Raw genomic sequence first — 15,155 nt, forward strand, 5'->3', positions numbered from 1 at the left:
GTAGTTAAGGGTATATAAAATGAATTTAACCGTTGCGATGCGGGTCATTGGTGGCTTCTCCGTGATCAGTTTATTGCTAGTCGTTCTAAGCGGAATTTCATTGTACAACTTAAATGAAGTTGATAGCGCAACAGAAGAAGTCAGCCAACTTGCCCTCCCCACCGTAGGCAGTAGTAATAGCTTAAAAGCCTCGTTTCTCAACATGGGTCGCCTTACGTTTGAAGCATACGTAACCGTCACTCAAGAAGAATTGAAAGAGAAGCAAACAGCCTTTGAATTGAGTCGCACCAACTTTGAAAGTGAGCTTTCTGACCTGCGTAAAGTGGTAAGTGAAGAAAAGAGTCTCAATAGTGCCCTTGGCGCAGTTGAGCTTGTGTTTGAAAACTACGTAACAAATTCTGTTGAAGTCTACAGCAATCATTTGGCTGAACTCGACTTGGTAGATACAATCGAAAATGAGTTTGAAAAGATTGAAGAAAGTGCAGACGACGCATCTTCATTGCTGTTGGACTTTGCCGACCTAGATGAAGTTATCGACTCACCAACCCTGAGCAGAGTAGCCAAAGAAGGTGCTAGCCTTGAATCTAGTCTTCTCCTTCTTTTGACAGCATCTAGTGATTACGTACAAACAGAGACATTGCAGCGCGCAGACATAAGAAGCCAAGAAGTCAGGGTATTAATGAGTCAAGCAAGAGACAAATACTCTGAATTAGTGAACATGGCGAATGGCCAGGATGACAGTGGTACGTTAGAAGAAGTTGGTGAACTCATCAGTGTGATTGAAGACACTGTTACAGGCACCGATGGTATCCTTAGACTGCAAGCTAATATGCTTGAAAGAGCAATCGATTCAAAAAAATATCTACTGCTTTCAGACAAAGACATCGAAGACGCCCTAGTAGCATTATCCTCCCTGCTTGAGTTGGCCAACAAAAAAGCGGTCGACGTGAAGAGCGGTGTAAACAAACAAGTTAGCTCAAGCATGCAAATGATCATCGTCATGGTGCTTATTTCCTTGGGTATAGCTGCCTTCACTGCATTTAAGAGTGTGACAGCAATTACCAAGCCGCTTGAACGAGTGAACAACTTACTACAAATTGCTTCATCTGGTGATCTAACCCACCGACTAGATGACTCATCTAATGATGAATTTGGTATTCTGTCGAAAAACTGCAATATGCTTATCGACAACTTGAAGACCTTAATTGATGGTATCAACAAACGGGCGGAGCAGCTTGCCGCCGCCTCTGGTGAAACATCAGCAGTAACGGAACAAACAACAAATTCGATTCAAGAACAAAAGTCACAAATTTCGCAGATTGCTGCAGCGACCACAGAGATGCACAGTACTTCGCAGTTAGTTTCTCAAAGTGCGGATGACACCTTGCAAGAAATTGGTCATGCAGACAAAGAAGCTGAAAAAGTGAAACAGATTTCGCTAGACAACAAACATACTATTGAAGTATTGGCTAGAGACGTGCAGGAAGCTGCAGATGTTATCGAGAAGCTACATCAAGACAGCGCAAGTATCGGTGGTATTCTTGACGTGATACGTGGTGTTGCTGACCAAACAAACTTACTCGCGTTGAATGCAGCCATTGAAGCAGCAAGAGCGGGTGAGCAGGGAAGAGGCTTCGCCGTTGTGGCAGACGAAGTTCGCACGCTAGCGAGCCGCACGCAGCAATCAACGCAAGAAATCAATTCAATGATTGAAGTACTGCAAGCGGGCGCTGAAAAAGCTGTTGCCGTTATGACTCAAGGTAAACAACAGACTGAAGTCTGTGTCGCCCAAACCGAGAAAGCAACCCAAGCGCTCGACCTAATTACTGATGCAGTACACCGAGCGCATGAGGTGAGTACTCGAATTGAACATGCAGCCAGAGAGCAGCATCAAGTATCTGCCGAAATCAGCGAAAAACTAGAAAGTATTGTTGGTATTGCAGAAGAAACCACCCTAGGTGCGCAGCAGACGACGCAATCAAGTGCTGAAGTTGCAAGGCTGGCTGATGAACTCCAAGAGTCTATTGGTGAGTTTAAAGTCTAGCAACAAACATTTGTTAAAATAAAAAGCCCAATCTAAGGATTGGGCTTTTTGCTTTTAATGCTTTGTAATGCCGATTTGCTATTCAAATAAAGCGTTGTGTAGTACTTTGACTACATCTTCACTGTCCTGATTGCTCACTACAAAAGATAAATTATGTGGGTTAGCACCAAAACAAATCATTCTTAAATTAAAGTCTGAAATTGCAGCGAATATCTTACTTGAGACTCCAGCCGCGCTGTGCATGTTATTACCAACAACCGTGACCAAGTCAAAGCCCTGCTCTACCGAAACATCACATATCGTAGTCAGCTCAGCTAAAGTCTCTTTATTCATTTTTTCAGACACTGTATTAGGTGGGTTATCTAAGGTAAATGAAACTGATATTTCAGAGGTTGTCACCAAGTCTACTGACAACTGATGTTTAGCGATAATAGTGAACACTCGCTGTAAGAAGCCCTGAGCATACATCATCTTTGGTGTTTTAACCGTTACCATAACCTGATCTTTACGGCGGGTAATAGCGCGATACGAAGGCTCGTGCTCACAATCTCGAACAATCCATGTACCTCCCTTTTCAGGCTCTCGGCTTGAGCCGACAAACACTTTGATATTCTGTCTAAGCGCAGGCTCCATAGTGGCAGGATGAAGGACTTTTGCACCAAAAGTGGCCATCTCTGCGGCTTCTTCAAAGCTCAACTCAGGAAGTGGCTTAGCCTTATCCGTAATGCGAGGATCTGTAGTATAAACCCCAATAACGTCGGTCCAAATTTCACAGGTTTCAGCTTCTATCGCTTCTGCCAATAGTGCTGCGGTGAAATCAGAACCACCTCTCCCCAAGGTTGTTGTTCTTCCTTGGTCATCAGCACCAACAAATCCTTGCGTTACCATGACTGAATGTGACAGCTCTGGTAATAATAAAGAATGGGATAACTGCTTAATTGTCGATACTTCTGGCGACGCATTAGTGAATGTAGAGTTTGTTCTGAGCACTTTTCTCACGTCAAAATTGATTGCCGGCACTTCAAATTCTCGCAGCACCGCGCTAAATAATAGGGAAGACATTCTTTCACCCATTGAAAGTAAGGCATCCTTCAAGTCATCCCTGAAGTTAATTTCTTCGTTGGTAGCTAACGCTTTCAGCTCTTCTAGCTTTACTGTCAACTTCTCCTGCACATCTTCAGGATGCTTTAATCGATTTACTATCGCTAGTTCGATGTCTGTTATTTTCTGAACAATATCGTCTATTTGTACGCTCGTTAACGGCGTGTTTGCCAGAGCCACTAAATGATTTGTCACACCGGCCGCTGCGCTTACTACAACAACTCTAGTATTGGGGTTATTAGCGATTATTTTTGCGCAACTGCACATTGTTTCGTAGTTAGCTACGCTAGTGCCGCCAAATTTTGCGACGTTTAACGTGGTAGTCATAATGTTTTGTACTCTTCCTAATGCAATATGTAATAGTATTTCTGACTCGATTATCGACTATCAATTCATTTTGATTTGAAGCTTTTTGGTTGCTTCACACGACCTTCGATAGAGAGCTTGTCACCCTCTTTTATATTATTCTTTTCAAACCAGCCTTGATTCATTTCAAGTGCAAATAGAACAGGTTGAGACGATTTAACAGAAGTGAGATCGTGAGGTTCTAGTTGCTCAATATCAATAATCGTTCCGTCTACAGTGATATAGGCTAAATCTAGTGGTACGAAAGTATTCTTCATCCAAATGCTAGCAATTCTTTCACTATCAAACTGGAACAACATGCCACAGTCTTCGCACAAAGACTTGCGATGCATTAGGCCCAACGCTCTTTCGTCTGGACTATCAGCAAACTCTACTGTCAAGGCCATATTGTGAAATTCAATATTGATACGACTGTCGTCTTTCAGTAATGCTTTTTCTTCTTCTGTAAGATCACCAAAGTCATCTTGAAAGCTGTCAGCTTGACTTTGAACTTGGTATTTTCCCGCGCGCTCGTCAGCACAAGCAAACAGAGAGAAGGAGAGTGATGCACAGATCAGCATCCCAGTAGTGACTAGTTTATTCATTGTGACTCCGTATCAGCTCGTTTCAGCCTTGTTGCACTTTGTGCTCTGTTCTTACTTAGCATCAGCATATTCGTCATACCATTATGGATTGAAAAAAACCCAGTGTTAACAATTATTTTATTACATCTTAAAACTAAAAAGCCGGCAGTTAGAAAAATCTAAACTACCGGCTTTTACAAACAGAACACGTTCTGTTTTATTTCACTAATCAATAAGCGTTAAGCAATATTTAAAGTAGGAATAATCTTCTCTTTGGCTGCTGTCGCTGCTTTCGCAAACTTTGGCATACGATCGAAGTTTAAGTACTTAAATACTTCACCACTCATTGATTCAATTTTGCTTGCATATTCCATGTACTCATCTGCAGTAGGAATACGACCAACAATTGCACCAACCGCTGCCATTTCAGCAGAGCAAAGATAAACGTTAGCACCATCACCTAAACGGTTAGGGAAATTACGTGTTGATGTTGATAGCACCGTTGCGCCAGCTAAAACACGTGCTTGGTTACCCATACATAATGAACAACCAGACATTTCCATACGAACGCCCGCTTTACCATAGATACTAAAGTAGCCTTCTTCCATCAGTTGAGCTTCATCCATCTTCGTTGGAGGAGACATCCATAGACGTGTTGGTAATGTGCCTTTGAATTGCTCAAGTAGTTTACCCGCTGCTCTGAAGTGACCGATGTTAGTCATACATGAACCGATAAATACTTCATCTACTTTGTCACCCGCAACTTCAGATAATGTTTTTGCATCATCAGGATCATTTGGACAACAAAGGATAGGCTCGTTAATTTCATCTAGGTCAATTTCGATGACTTCAGCGTATTCAGCATCAGCATCGGCTTGCATTAATGAAGGTTCAGCTAGCCACTCTTCCATCTTACGAGCACGACGTTCAAGTGTTCTTGGGTCGCCATAACCTTCGTTGATCATCCAACGTAGCATAGTGATGTTAGAATTTAAGTATTCAGCAATTGACTCTTCAGACAACTTGATTGTACAACCTGCCGCAGAACGCTCTGCTGAGGCATCTGACAACTCAAACGCTTGCTCTACTGTTAAACCTTCAAGACCTTCAATTTCAAGAATACGGCCAGAGAAAGCGTTGATTTTACCTTTCTTAGCAACCGTTAATAAACCTTGCTTGATTCCGTATAATGGGATGGCATGAACGAGGTCACGTAGTGTGATACCTGGCTTCATTTTACCTTTGAAACGAACCAGTACTGACTCAGGCATATCAAGCGGCATAACACCCGTTGCAGCAGCAAACGCCACTAGACCTGAACCCGCAGGGAATGAAATACCCATTGGGAAACGTGTATGTGAATCACCGCCTGTACCAACGGTATCTGGCAACAACATACGGTTCAACCATGAGTGGATGATACCGTCACCTGGTCGCAAAGATACGCCACCACGGTTCATGATGAAATCTGGCAATGTGTGTTGCGTATCGATATCAACAGGTTTTGGATAAGCAGCAGTGTGACAGAAAGACTGCATAGTCAAATCTGCGGTAAAACCTAAACATGCTAAATCTTTCAACTCATCTCTTGTCATTGGACCGGTGGTATCTTGTGAACCAACCGTTGTCATTTTAGGTTCGCAATATGTTCCAGGACGAATCCCTTCAACACCACATGCTTTACCTACCATTTTCTGAGCAAGTGTGAAGCCTTTATCAGATGAAGCTGGTACTTCTGGCAATCTGAATAAATCAGTTTGACCTAAGCCTAGAGACTCTCTCGCTTTTTCAGTCAAACCGCGACCGATAATAAGGTTGATACGGCCACCAGCGCGAACTTCATCAAGTAGTACGTCTGATTTATACTCGAAAGTAGACAGCACTTCACCTGTTTCAGCATTCTTCACTTCACCCGCGAACGGATAGATGTCAATGACATCGCCCATGTTCAGTTTCTCAACATCGGCTTCAAAAACGAGTGCGCCAGCATCTTCCATTGTGTTAAAGAAAATCGGAGCGACTTTACCGCCAATACAAACACCGCCACCACGCTTGTTAGGAACACCCGGAAGGTCTTCACCAAAGAACCAAAGTACTGAGTTTGTTGCAGACTTACGCGAAGAACCTGTCCCCACTACATCACCAACAAACGCCACTGGATGACCTTTTGCTTTGATTTCATCAATTTGGGCTAGTGGACCAACTTCACCATGCGTTTCTGGTGTTAGACCATCACGGGTCATTTTGTACATTGCACGAGCGTGTAATGGGATATCTGGACGAGACCATGCATCCGGTGCCGGAGACAAATCATCGGTGTTAGTTTCACCAGTGACTTTAAATACACTGTAGGTAATTTTTTCAGCAAGATCTGGACGCGAAGTGAACCACTCGCCTTCAGCCCAAGACTCAAGGACCTCAGTCGCAAATTTGTTGCCTGCCTTGTGCTTTTCTTCTACATCGTGGAATGCATCAAACATCAACAAGGTATGCTTAAGCTCTTCAGCCGCTAATTCAGCTAATTCGCTATCGTCAAGTAGAGAAACTAGTGTTTCGATGTTGTAACCACCGTGCATGTTACCTAGTAACTGTACCGCAGCATCGCGGCTGATTAGGCCACATGATTCTTCGCCTTTAGCGATTGCACTCAGGAAGCCAGCTTTTACATATGCCGCTTCGTCCACACCAGGAGGGACACGCTCTGAGATTAATTCCAATAGGAACTCTTCTTCGCCCGCCGGCGGGTTTTTTAATAGTTCAACCAGATCAGCCACTTGCTCTGGATTAAGTGGTTTCGCTGGGATGCCTTCTGCTGCACGTTCTTCTACATGCTTACGATAATTTTCTAACACTATTTAACCCTCTTAATTGTGCCGGTGCTTATTTCAACGGCAGGAACGAAGTTCATGATAAAATGCGACGCATAGTATAGCGCTTTACAATAACAATTTGAATGCTCTTCCATTTTTCCTTGATTATAGCCGATATTCAGCAAACTAATTGTTTTAATAATGTTAATGGATATTGGTGATAGATAGCCTCACTCCAAGGCGAATATGCGAGCGGGATCGCTATCCGTTAAGATCAAGATCTCCCCTTCTGCACCAACTGTTATGTCTCTAATGCGATGCCCAAAGTCTTTTAGAATGACTTTTTCTTGGCCGACCTGCTTATCGTTAAACGCGAGGTCATCGTTAAAAGATAACACTCTGATATTTTTAAATTTTAGTGAGCCTACAATCAAACTCTTTCTAAGACTAGGATACCTGCCCCCGTCATAATAAATCATACTCGAAGGCGCGATAGAAGGCGTCCAATCATGATTTGCTTGTTGCATACCTTCGTGTTTCTTTAATGGCGTAATGAGCGCTCCCGAGTAGTCTTTACCATTTGTGATCACCGGCCACCCATAATTTAAACCAGCCTGAATGATATTAATTTCATCTCCACCATCGGGACCGTGCTCGTTCGATAACACTAGCTCGGAGGGTGTTCGTAATAATGCTTGAGGATTTCGATGCCCAAGCGTAAAAACATATTGTTGTTCTGGTTTATTTGCGATAAAGAATGGGTTGTCTTGAAGCGCCTGTCCTGTGTCGCTCATGCGTAAGATCTTACCCATTTGAGAACTCAATACTTGGGCTTGTTCGCGGTAATCAAAACCATCCCCTGTGGTGACTAACAGTGACTTGTCATCAAGAAAGACTAAACGCCCACCGTAGTGAACAGGCGTAGCTCGCAAATCACTTTGCATGAACACATCTTCTAATAGGCTTACGTCTTGACCTTCACTGGGTAATTTAAATCGGATAATTTTCAAACCATTACTATTATCAGTGCCAGCAGCGTAGCTCAAATATATCCAGCCATTACTGATATAGTTTGGATGAAATGTTATATCTAAGAAGCCCCCTTGGCCTTTGCGATACATATCATTAATGGGCAGGGTATAGCGCTTGATTTCTTTGCTTGCCAAGAGTACTGCGACTGTGCCGTCTCTTTCACTGATGAATAACTCATTTCTTGGAGAAAGGTTGATAGACCAAGCTGTATTTAACTCTTCCGTGATTAAACGGGTACTAAAACTCGGCCTTGTCATTTCAGCGTCTGATGCCTCATTGGCAATAGGCAAAGGCTGCACAGCATAGGCTTGTGAACCAATACTCATCAGGCAGCTCGTTACTGCAAGCCAGCTCACGAGGCTCTTGTTTAATCGAGACAATTTTTTCTTCCTTTTCTTATAGCATTTACACACGTTTGTTTTCGGGCTATGTTGAAGCGTTAAATGTTTGAAATGTACCATATCAGTTTACTAAACAATCAAAAAGGACAATTCAATTAATGGAAAAACTACGCACTTTCCTTATCTTCATTTCGCAGGTGTTGATCGCCAGCCTGCTTTCCTTTGTCGTTGCTAGTCTTATGCATTCACAAACAACGCTCTCTGGCTTGATTGACGTAGGTGCTAAGTTATCTTTGAATGACAAACTGACAACGGTTTACTATGATTTTATTGGCTTGTTGCCGGTATATGGTTCAATTATCTTTGCAGGTATGTTGATAGCCATGCCGATTGCGAGTGTTATTAAGCGAAAATTACAAATTTCAAACCGACTCATACATTGCCTTGCTGGTGCAATGGCAATAGTGACAATTCTGATTGCAATGCATCCAATTTTAAATGTGACTTTGATCGCGGGTGCACGGGGGACAGGCGGTATGTTGATGCAAAGTATCGCGGGTGCGATTGGCGGTTTAGCGTACGCGTTTATGCATGAACATAATCAGAAAACAAGGCAGTAAAAATTATTTTCAATCCAAATTGTCAATATCCACCTATAATGTAAATTGATTGTTAATTAATTCAACGCGATATTAAGGTAGCACGCTAATCTTTTCGCGAATATATACATTAAGGATGTGACATGAGTCAGCAATTGGTAATACCTTCCCATATTCATTCATTAGCAGATTACATAGAAGAAACCTTCAAAAAATATGGTGATAAACCCGCTTATAATGCATTAGGACAATCTGTCACTTTTAATGAAGTTGACACCCTTTCTGCACAGTTTGGCGCGTGGTTACTGGAAAAAGGAGGCCTTAAAGCTGGCGATCGTATTGCCATTCAACTGCCTAATCTCATCCAAAATCCAATTGCTATTTATGGAGCATTAAGAGCCGGCTTGGTGGTGGTCAATACAAACCCACTGTACACACCAACGGAAATGGCGCACCAATTCAGTGACTCGGGAGCAAAAGCCCTCGTTATTTTAGAAGACTTCTTGCCAAAATATGAAGCAATCAAAGATAAAACCAATATCGATACTGTGGTCATCACTAGCGCCCCACAAATGTTAACAAAAGCTTACTGCACCGCCGATTATCCTTGCTTCATGAGTATCTTTGAGCAAGGCGCTCAATTAACGCTACCCAAACGTCCGGAAATGTCACTCGATGATGGTTGCATATTACAGTACACAGGAGGAACAACCGGCGTTTCAAAAGGTGCGGAACTCACACACAGAAATGTATTGGCCAACAGCATTCAAACCCTAGAGCGCCTTGGGAAAGGGTTTTCAGAAGGTGAAGAAATTATTGTGTGCCCGCTCCCTCTTTATCATATTTACGCGTTTACTGTGTGTATGATGACCTTATTCGCCAAAGGCGCAATGTGCTTACTCATACCTAATCCACGTGATATGGATACCTTTGTGCAAACCATTAAACCACATCAATTTACCGCTTTTGCTGGTCTAAATACCTTGTTTATGGGCTTATGTGCACATCCAGAGTTTTCGAGTGTTGATTTTAGTAAACTGAAACTCACCATGTCAGGCGGAACCGCATTAACGAGTGCGGCTGCAGAGTTATGGACGAAAACAACAGGCTGCTCTGTCACAGAAGGTTATGGCTTATCTGAAACAGCCCCAGTGCTCGCATTTAATGAACCAGGCAATGAGCATATTGGTTCAGTCGGCTTACCCTTGAGCGATACTGACATTCAGATGCTCGATGAGCATGACCAACCTGTTGCTGATGGTAAAGAAGGTCAAATTGCTGCCAAAGGTCCTCAAGTGATGAAAGGGTATTGGCAACGCCCAGAAGAAACAGCCAAAGTAATGACATCAAATGGCTATTTTAAAACTGGCGATATCGGTGTTCGTTTGCCAGATGGTTGTATTAAGATCGTAGACCGTTTGAAAGATATGATTATTGTTTCGGGTTTCAACGTTTATCCGAATGAAATTGAAGATGTGTTAACTAAACACTCTGATATTTTAGAAGCTGCGGTCATAGGTAAAAGCGATGATAAAACTGGCGAGCGAGTATGTGCTTTCATTACTACAAGTAAAGAGTTAAGCTCGGAACAAGTCCAAGAACACTGTAGAGAGTTTCTTACTGCGTATAAAATTCCAAAAGAAATAACCATCATCGATGAGTTGCCAAAATCAACTGTCGGTAAGATACTTCGAAGAGAATTACGCTAATAGCATCATAATCAAAAAGCGCGTATTATTCCCGCACGAACTTCCTCGGGATAATACGTGCTCCAATCTACTTCAATGCTTGATTTTTCACTTTCGGTCATCGGACCGGTCGTGCTTTTGATCGTGTTCGGCTATGGGCTATACAAAACAGGCTTAATGAACGACGACTTCGTTGAACGTGCTAGTCGTTTAATATTTAACTTCGCACTGCCTGCTCTGTTGTTTACCACTATTATTACTAGTAAAGCCACGGAACTATCTGAACCGACTATGTTAATTGTGGGTGTATTGGGCACCCTATCCGTTTGTTTGTTGTTAATCTTTGCTAGTCCATATTTTGTCGCTAAACGCACCGACCTTGGCGTTGTTATACAGGGTGGATTTCGTTCCAATATGGGGATAATCGGCCTTGCATATTGTGCTAATGCCTATGGCGAAGCTGGGCTTGCTTTGGCATCAATATACTTAGGCGCCTTAACCATTACCTATAATGTTCTGAGCGTGCTTATCTTAAATTACTACTTAGACAGTAAAACGTCATTCTTAAGAGTTAGCAAAGGTGTAGTAACTAACCCTATTATTCTAGCCATCGTTTCTGGCCTATTAGTTTCCCATTTTCAAATAGAGTTGCCGCAAGTAGTGCTCAATAGCGCTGACTATTTTGCTCAACTTACACTCCCATTGGCACTGCTCTGTACAGGCGCAGCGTTACGTTTTTCAAGCTTCAGAAACGATATGAAAGCTGCCACGTTTAGTATTTTTATAAAATGTACTATTTACCCAATTTGTATTGTCTTGGCCGCTATCTATTTTGATCTTCGAGGAATGACACTTGGGACGCTTTATTTAATGTCGATTGCTCCAACAGCTGCAGCAAGTTACGTAATGGTCAGGAAAATTGGCGGCAACCATCAATTAGCCGCCCATATAATTGCAATTAGCACTATAATTTCTGTACCTGTGACTATTGCGGGATACTCCTTACTGCAGAATTACTTGTAGTTGACCTAGGTAGCGTAGTATATTTTTTACACATCCAGCGATGGTATAAAAGCTAAGGACTAGCCATGAATAGCAAACGTAGGTTTCTATGACTGAAGAAAACAAGCGACAACGCCATTTTGAATTAAACATAAAGAATCTCGCACTAGTTGCGGCCATTTTTTTGTTGGCGATAGGCTTACCAATTGTTCTGTTAGTTAACTTCATCTCATTCTAACTTCAATTCGGCGCACTATTTGCATTATTTGCGATAATTGCACTAAGGTTAGATCGAAAACTTCCGATACAGCTATATCAAGTCGTAAAAATTCAGATTCGTGATTAGCTGACTGAACTGAAGATGCAATTTCTGTCACTTTTTTGGCAGCGATCTGCCACAGTCGAAGATAGCCCGTTAACAAAAATGGAAACAAAAACATGTTTGTGTCATCGTCAAAGTATTCTTTGTTAGAACAAGAGAACCGCCGTTTGAAGGGCGAAATGAATGAATTAAGAGCTGAATTAGAAGCGCAGCAAAGCGAGAACGCGAATCTAATGACAGAACTACATAACGCCCAACCTGAAGAGAGGCACGATCTAGCATTAATTAAATGTACACTCGATTCGTTCCAGCAAATAGAGAGTATCAGAGAATCTGTACTTGAATCCTTCTTGTCTATACAACAAGAAAATGACACTGTTAAGGCTATCAACGATCTATTCGAGAAATCGACTAGCTCACTAAGTCACATCGCATCGTCGATGGACGGACTAAGTGTCAAAATGGGTGGCATGACGGAGAATATCTCAGGATTGTCAGATAAAGCAGATCATATCAACAAATTTGTTTCTACCATCACCAGCATTTCAGATCAAACCAATCTATTGGCATTGAATGCGGCAATTGAAGCAGCCAGAGCCGGTGACGCCGGTCGTGGATTTAGCGTCGTCGCGGACGAAGTAAGATCGCTTGCCACTGAAACGAATAAATCAGCGAGCGAAGTTGCAGACCTTGTTGGTAATATTATTTCATCTACAAAAACCGCTGTTGACTCTGCAGAAGATGTGCAAAGTAATAATGAATCGCTCTCTAAAGGTGTTAACACATTAAATGAAAGCTATGGTGACATCGTAAGGTTTTGCGAAAACATGCAAAGCGCTATCTCGACAACTTCTCACACAAGCTTTATTCAAACAGTTAAGCTCGATCATGTTGTTTGGAAAAGCGATGTGTATAGTGTTATTCATGGTATTGCGAACAAGCCTGTACAAGACTTTTCCTCACACAAATCATGTCGTTTAGGGCAGTGGTACTTGAATGAAGGTGCTCAGCTTTATGGCAGCCAAAACGCTTTTAGAAGCCTAGATCAAGCGCATGCTGATGTGCATAATTTTGGCGTAAAAGCACTTGAATATTACCATGCTGGAAACATGAAAGATGCAGTGCATGCACTCGAGAAAATGGAAGCAGCGAGCGCTAAAACGATGTCATTGCTAAGTGATTTGGCGTTAAATAAGTAAGCCTGATTACTTAGGCTTAAGGGCTAACTCTATTGCCGATTCAACATGAAGCTCTGTTGTATTAAACAGCGGAGCTTCTGGTAAATCTTCTGGTGTAAGCAGTAGAAATATCTCGGTACATCCTAAAATAATTCCCTGCGCACCCTGTTCCAACAACTTTCTACTGATATCCACATACTGTTGTTTTGACTCAAGACTTATCTTCCCTTTCACCAACTCATCAAAGATAATTTGATCTACCAAAACTTGATCTTGTTCGTTTGGAGACAACAATTCAATATCAAACTTAGTTTTAAAGCGATCCCTTATATAGCTCGCTTCCATCACAGGTTTGGTCCCTAAGATCCCCACTTTTTTAAGTCCCACTTTATTAATTGCTTGCCCAGTCGGGTCGCTAATATGGATGAAGGGTATACTTAAAATTTCTTCCATGCGATCGAGAACGCAATGCATTGTATTGCTCACACAGATTAAAAGATCCGCACCACCTTTTTCGGCGTCTATCGCTTTTTTTTCTATATATTCCCTAGCCTCATCCCAACGCTCGTTTCTCACGTAGTATTCTATGTTGCCAAAGTTAACACCTTGAATAAGCGTTTCGCCAATTTCCCAACCACCTAGCCGCTGATTCACTTTTTCGTTAATCATTCGATAGTATTCTGAAGTGGCTTGATTACTCATACCTCCTAAAATACCTATCGTTTTCATGGGCGTTGGCCGTTGCATAGACTTTCCCTATTTTCAAATGATTTGGTTTATGAGTCGCCTTATAACTTTACAAAGCGTACCCGACACCAAGAATAAAGCGAGTGTTTTGGTCAAATACGTCAAGGCGAGCGAACGCTTCCCAGCTATCCGATTGCAAAATATTCGTTTCAATTTCCACCGATAAACCGCTACCGGTCGTGATGAAATCCTCGGTCAATTCTGCTCTAGCACCAAATCGACGACTGACATAAGAGTAATAAGCGTAATATTCGAAGGGTCTATCAAATAATGTAATCTCATCTTCAAGTCCTAAAACAAACTTTGTCTTAGAGGTACTCAATCTACTGATCATTTCAATCGAATAGGTTGGCGAATCGGGTGTAAAGTAACGATATTCTGCACGCGCAAAATTTGCATCCGTCATACGCTCCAGGCTCACTTCATATGACGAATAATCATTAATCTGCGATGATATCTCTAACTCTACGTAATTAAGCTTACGCAGGCTGTCTAGTGCGGTACTAGCGTCATCATCTTCAAGCTCACCGACTACCACTTCAAATTTAGTAGCGCTATCGTAGGCATAAACATGTCTTGCCCCTTTTATCCAACCATCTTTGGCCAATCCACTAGAAGATACTCGTCCTTTATAAGTGGGTATGACACCAATTTCAGTTTTACTACCCAGCGATCCAGTGTGTCTGAAATAAATACGACGTAAATAAAAGTAATTGGAAACATCACTATCGATTGTGTTGTGGCTAGAGGAAAATTCATCTCCAGTTACAGCGAATGCGTTTATAGTCCAGGATGTGTCGGGAATAGAAAACGCCGAATAAGCACGTACACGATACTGAAAACGATGATCTCGATTCGAGCGATCGTCAAAACGTAGCTGTGTCTCTAGCTTATTATTGAAAAGACTATCTGCTGATGCTTCGTTACTAGATATAATGATTAAAAAACTGAGAAAAAATAGAGGGCTAGCTTTCATTCGATCCTTATTGTGTATAAAAGTAAACTCGATGGCATTGTGCCTACTAATAATGACCAATAGCAAGCTTTTTCTGAACAAAAAAAAGGCGCTCACTGAGCGCCTTCTTATTATCTTCGAAAAGATATTAGTCTAGGATTTTAGCTACTACGCCAGCACCTACAGTACGACCACCTTCACGGATTGCGAAGCGTAAACCTTCGTCCATCGCGATTGGTGCAATTAGTTCTACGTGGAACTTCAAGTTATCACCAGGCATTACCATTTCTACGCCAGCAGGTAGCTCTACAGCACCTGTTACGTCAGTTGTACGGAAGTAGAACTGTGGACGGTAACCTTTAAAGAAAGGAGTGTGGCGACCACCTTCGTCTTTGCTTAGTACGTAG

The 15,155-nt window shown here is 42.1% G+C and carries 13 protein-coding genes; 5 read left to right on the forward strand and 8 right to left on the reverse strand.

Features of this window, described 5'->3' with window-relative positions:
* Positions 1-19 precede the first annotated feature (19 nt).
* Positions 20-2,044 (forward strand): HAMP domain-containing methyl-accepting chemotaxis protein, encoded by a 2,025-nt coding sequence (locus RM544_RS17405; RefSeq protein WP_311363100.1) that lies wholly within the window; start codon positions 20-22, stop codon positions 2,042-2,044.
* Positions 2,045-2,122: 78 nt separating this feature from the next.
* On the opposite strand, the gene lysC is transcribed toward RM544_RS17405, so the two are convergent.
* From lysC to RM544_RS17425, 4 genes are all read right to left on the reverse strand, one after another.
* A complete protein-coding gene (gene lysC / locus RM544_RS17410) occupies positions 2,123-3,472 on the reverse strand; it encodes a lysine-sensitive aspartokinase 3 (protein ID WP_311363101.1) in 1,350 nt (449 codons plus the stop codon).
* 65 nt (positions 3,473-3,537) lie between these two features.
* A complete protein-coding gene (locus tag RM544_RS17415; protein WP_311363102.1) occupies positions 3,538-4,095 on the reverse strand; it encodes a DUF192 domain-containing protein in 558 nt (185 codons plus the stop codon).
* 218 nt (positions 4,096-4,313) lie between these two features.
* Complete coding sequence (gene acnB / locus RM544_RS17420) at positions 4,314-6,926, reverse strand: bifunctional aconitate hydratase 2/2-methylisocitrate dehydratase (RefSeq protein WP_311363103.1); 2,613 nt, start codon at positions 6,924-6,926, stop codon at positions 4,314-4,316.
* A gap of 188 nt (positions 6,927-7,114) precedes the next feature.
* Complete coding sequence (locus RM544_RS17425) at positions 7,115-8,242, reverse strand: PQQ-dependent sugar dehydrogenase (protein ID WP_311363104.1); 1,128 nt, start codon at positions 8,240-8,242, stop codon at positions 7,115-7,117.
* Positions 8,243-8,415: 173 nt separating this feature from the next.
* Here RM544_RS17425 and RM544_RS17430 point away from each other — a divergent pair, with 173 nt between their 5' ends.
* From RM544_RS17430 to RM544_RS17440, 3 genes are all read left to right on the forward strand, one after another.
* Positions 8,416-8,877 (forward strand): hypothetical protein, encoded by a 462-nt coding sequence (locus tag RM544_RS17430; RefSeq protein ID WP_311363105.1) that lies wholly within the window; start codon positions 8,416-8,418, stop codon positions 8,875-8,877.
* Between the two features lie 122 nt (positions 8,878-8,999).
* Positions 9,000-10,565 (forward strand): AMP-binding protein, encoded by a 1,566-nt coding sequence (locus RM544_RS17435; protein ID WP_311363106.1) that lies wholly within the window; start codon positions 9,000-9,002, stop codon positions 10,563-10,565.
* 57 nt (positions 10,566-10,622) lie between these two features.
* The gene (locus RM544_RS17440; RefSeq protein WP_311363107.1) at positions 10,623-11,567 is read left to right on the forward strand and encodes an AEC family transporter; all 945 of its coding nucleotides are present in this window, start codon (positions 10,623-10,625) and stop codon (positions 11,565-11,567) included.
* Positions 11,568-11,770: 203 nt separating this feature from the next.
* On the opposite strand, the gene RM544_RS17445 is transcribed toward RM544_RS17440, so the two are convergent.
* The gene (locus tag RM544_RS17445; protein WP_311363108.1) at positions 11,771-11,986 is read right to left on the reverse strand and encodes a hypothetical protein; all 216 of its coding nucleotides are present in this window, start codon (positions 11,984-11,986) and stop codon (positions 11,771-11,773) included.
* On the opposite strand from RM544_RS17445, the gene RM544_RS17450 reads away from it, so the two are divergent.
* Entirely contained in the window at positions 11,985-13,067 is a 1,083-nt protein-coding gene (locus tag RM544_RS17450; RefSeq protein ID WP_311363109.1) for a methyl-accepting chemotaxis protein, read from the forward strand. The genes RM544_RS17445 and RM544_RS17450 overlap by 2 nt on opposite strands.
* A gap of 6 nt (positions 13,068-13,073) precedes the next feature.
* On the opposite strand, the gene RM544_RS17455 is transcribed toward RM544_RS17450, so the two are convergent.
* From RM544_RS17455 to RM544_RS17465, 3 genes are all read right to left on the reverse strand, one after another.
* Positions 13,074-13,775 (reverse strand): aspartate/glutamate racemase family protein, encoded by a 702-nt coding sequence (locus tag RM544_RS17455; protein ID WP_311363110.1) that lies wholly within the window; start codon positions 13,773-13,775, stop codon positions 13,074-13,076.
* 67 nt (positions 13,776-13,842) lie between these two features.
* Positions 13,843-14,769, reverse strand: a complete 927-nt coding sequence (locus RM544_RS17460; protein ID WP_311363111.1) for a hypothetical protein — start codon at positions 14,767-14,769, stop codon at positions 13,843-13,845.
* 127 nt (positions 14,770-14,896) lie between these two features.
* The coding region (locus RM544_RS17465; protein WP_489752806.1) for an EF-Tu C-terminal domain-related protein at positions 14,897-15,155 on the reverse strand (259 nt) is incomplete at its 5' end.

This window comes from Brumicola blandensis, from assembly GCF_031846165.1.
In the GTDB taxonomy this organism is placed as follows: Bacteria; Pseudomonadota; Gammaproteobacteria; order Enterobacterales; family Alteromonadaceae; genus Glaciecola; species Glaciecola blandensis.

What these genes read in the sequence shown, in the direction of transcription:
- lysC (WP_311363101.1), bottom strand. Translation starts at nt 3,472, where the DNA reads ATGACTACCACGTTAAACGTCGCAAAATTTGGCGGCACTAGCGTAGCT.
- RM544_RS17455 (WP_311363110.1), bottom strand. Translation starts at nt 13,775, where the DNA reads ATGAAAACGATAGGTATTTTAGGAGGTATGAGTAATCAAGCCACTTCA.
- RM544_RS17415 (WP_311363102.1), bottom strand. Translation starts at nt 4,095, where the DNA reads ATGAATAAACTAGTCACTACTGGGATGCTGATCTGTGCATCACTCTCC.
- RM544_RS17435 (WP_311363106.1), top strand. Translation starts at nt 9,000, where the DNA reads ATGAGTCAGCAATTGGTAATACCTTCCCATATTCATTCATTAGCAGAT.
- RM544_RS17425 (WP_311363104.1), bottom strand. Translation starts at nt 8,242, where the DNA reads ATGAGTATTGGTTCACAAGCCTATGCTGTGCAGCCTTTGCCTATTGCC.
- RM544_RS17405 (WP_311363100.1), top strand. Translation starts at nt 20, where the DNA reads ATGAATTTAACCGTTGCGATGCGGGTCATTGGTGGCTTCTCCGTGATC.
- RM544_RS17450 (WP_311363109.1), top strand. Translation starts at nt 11,985, where the DNA reads ATGTTTGTGTCATCGTCAAAGTATTCTTTGTTAGAACAAGAGAACCGC.
- RM544_RS17430 (WP_311363105.1), top strand. Translation starts at nt 8,416, where the DNA reads ATGGAAAAACTACGCACTTTCCTTATCTTCATTTCGCAGGTGTTGATC.
- RM544_RS17460 (WP_311363111.1), bottom strand. Translation starts at nt 14,769, where the DNA reads ATGAAAGCTAGCCCTCTATTTTTTCTCAGTTTTTTAATCATTATATCT.
- RM544_RS17445 (WP_311363108.1), bottom strand. Translation starts at nt 11,986, where the DNA reads ATGTTTTTGTTTCCATTTTTGTTAACGGGCTATCTTCGACTGTGGCAG.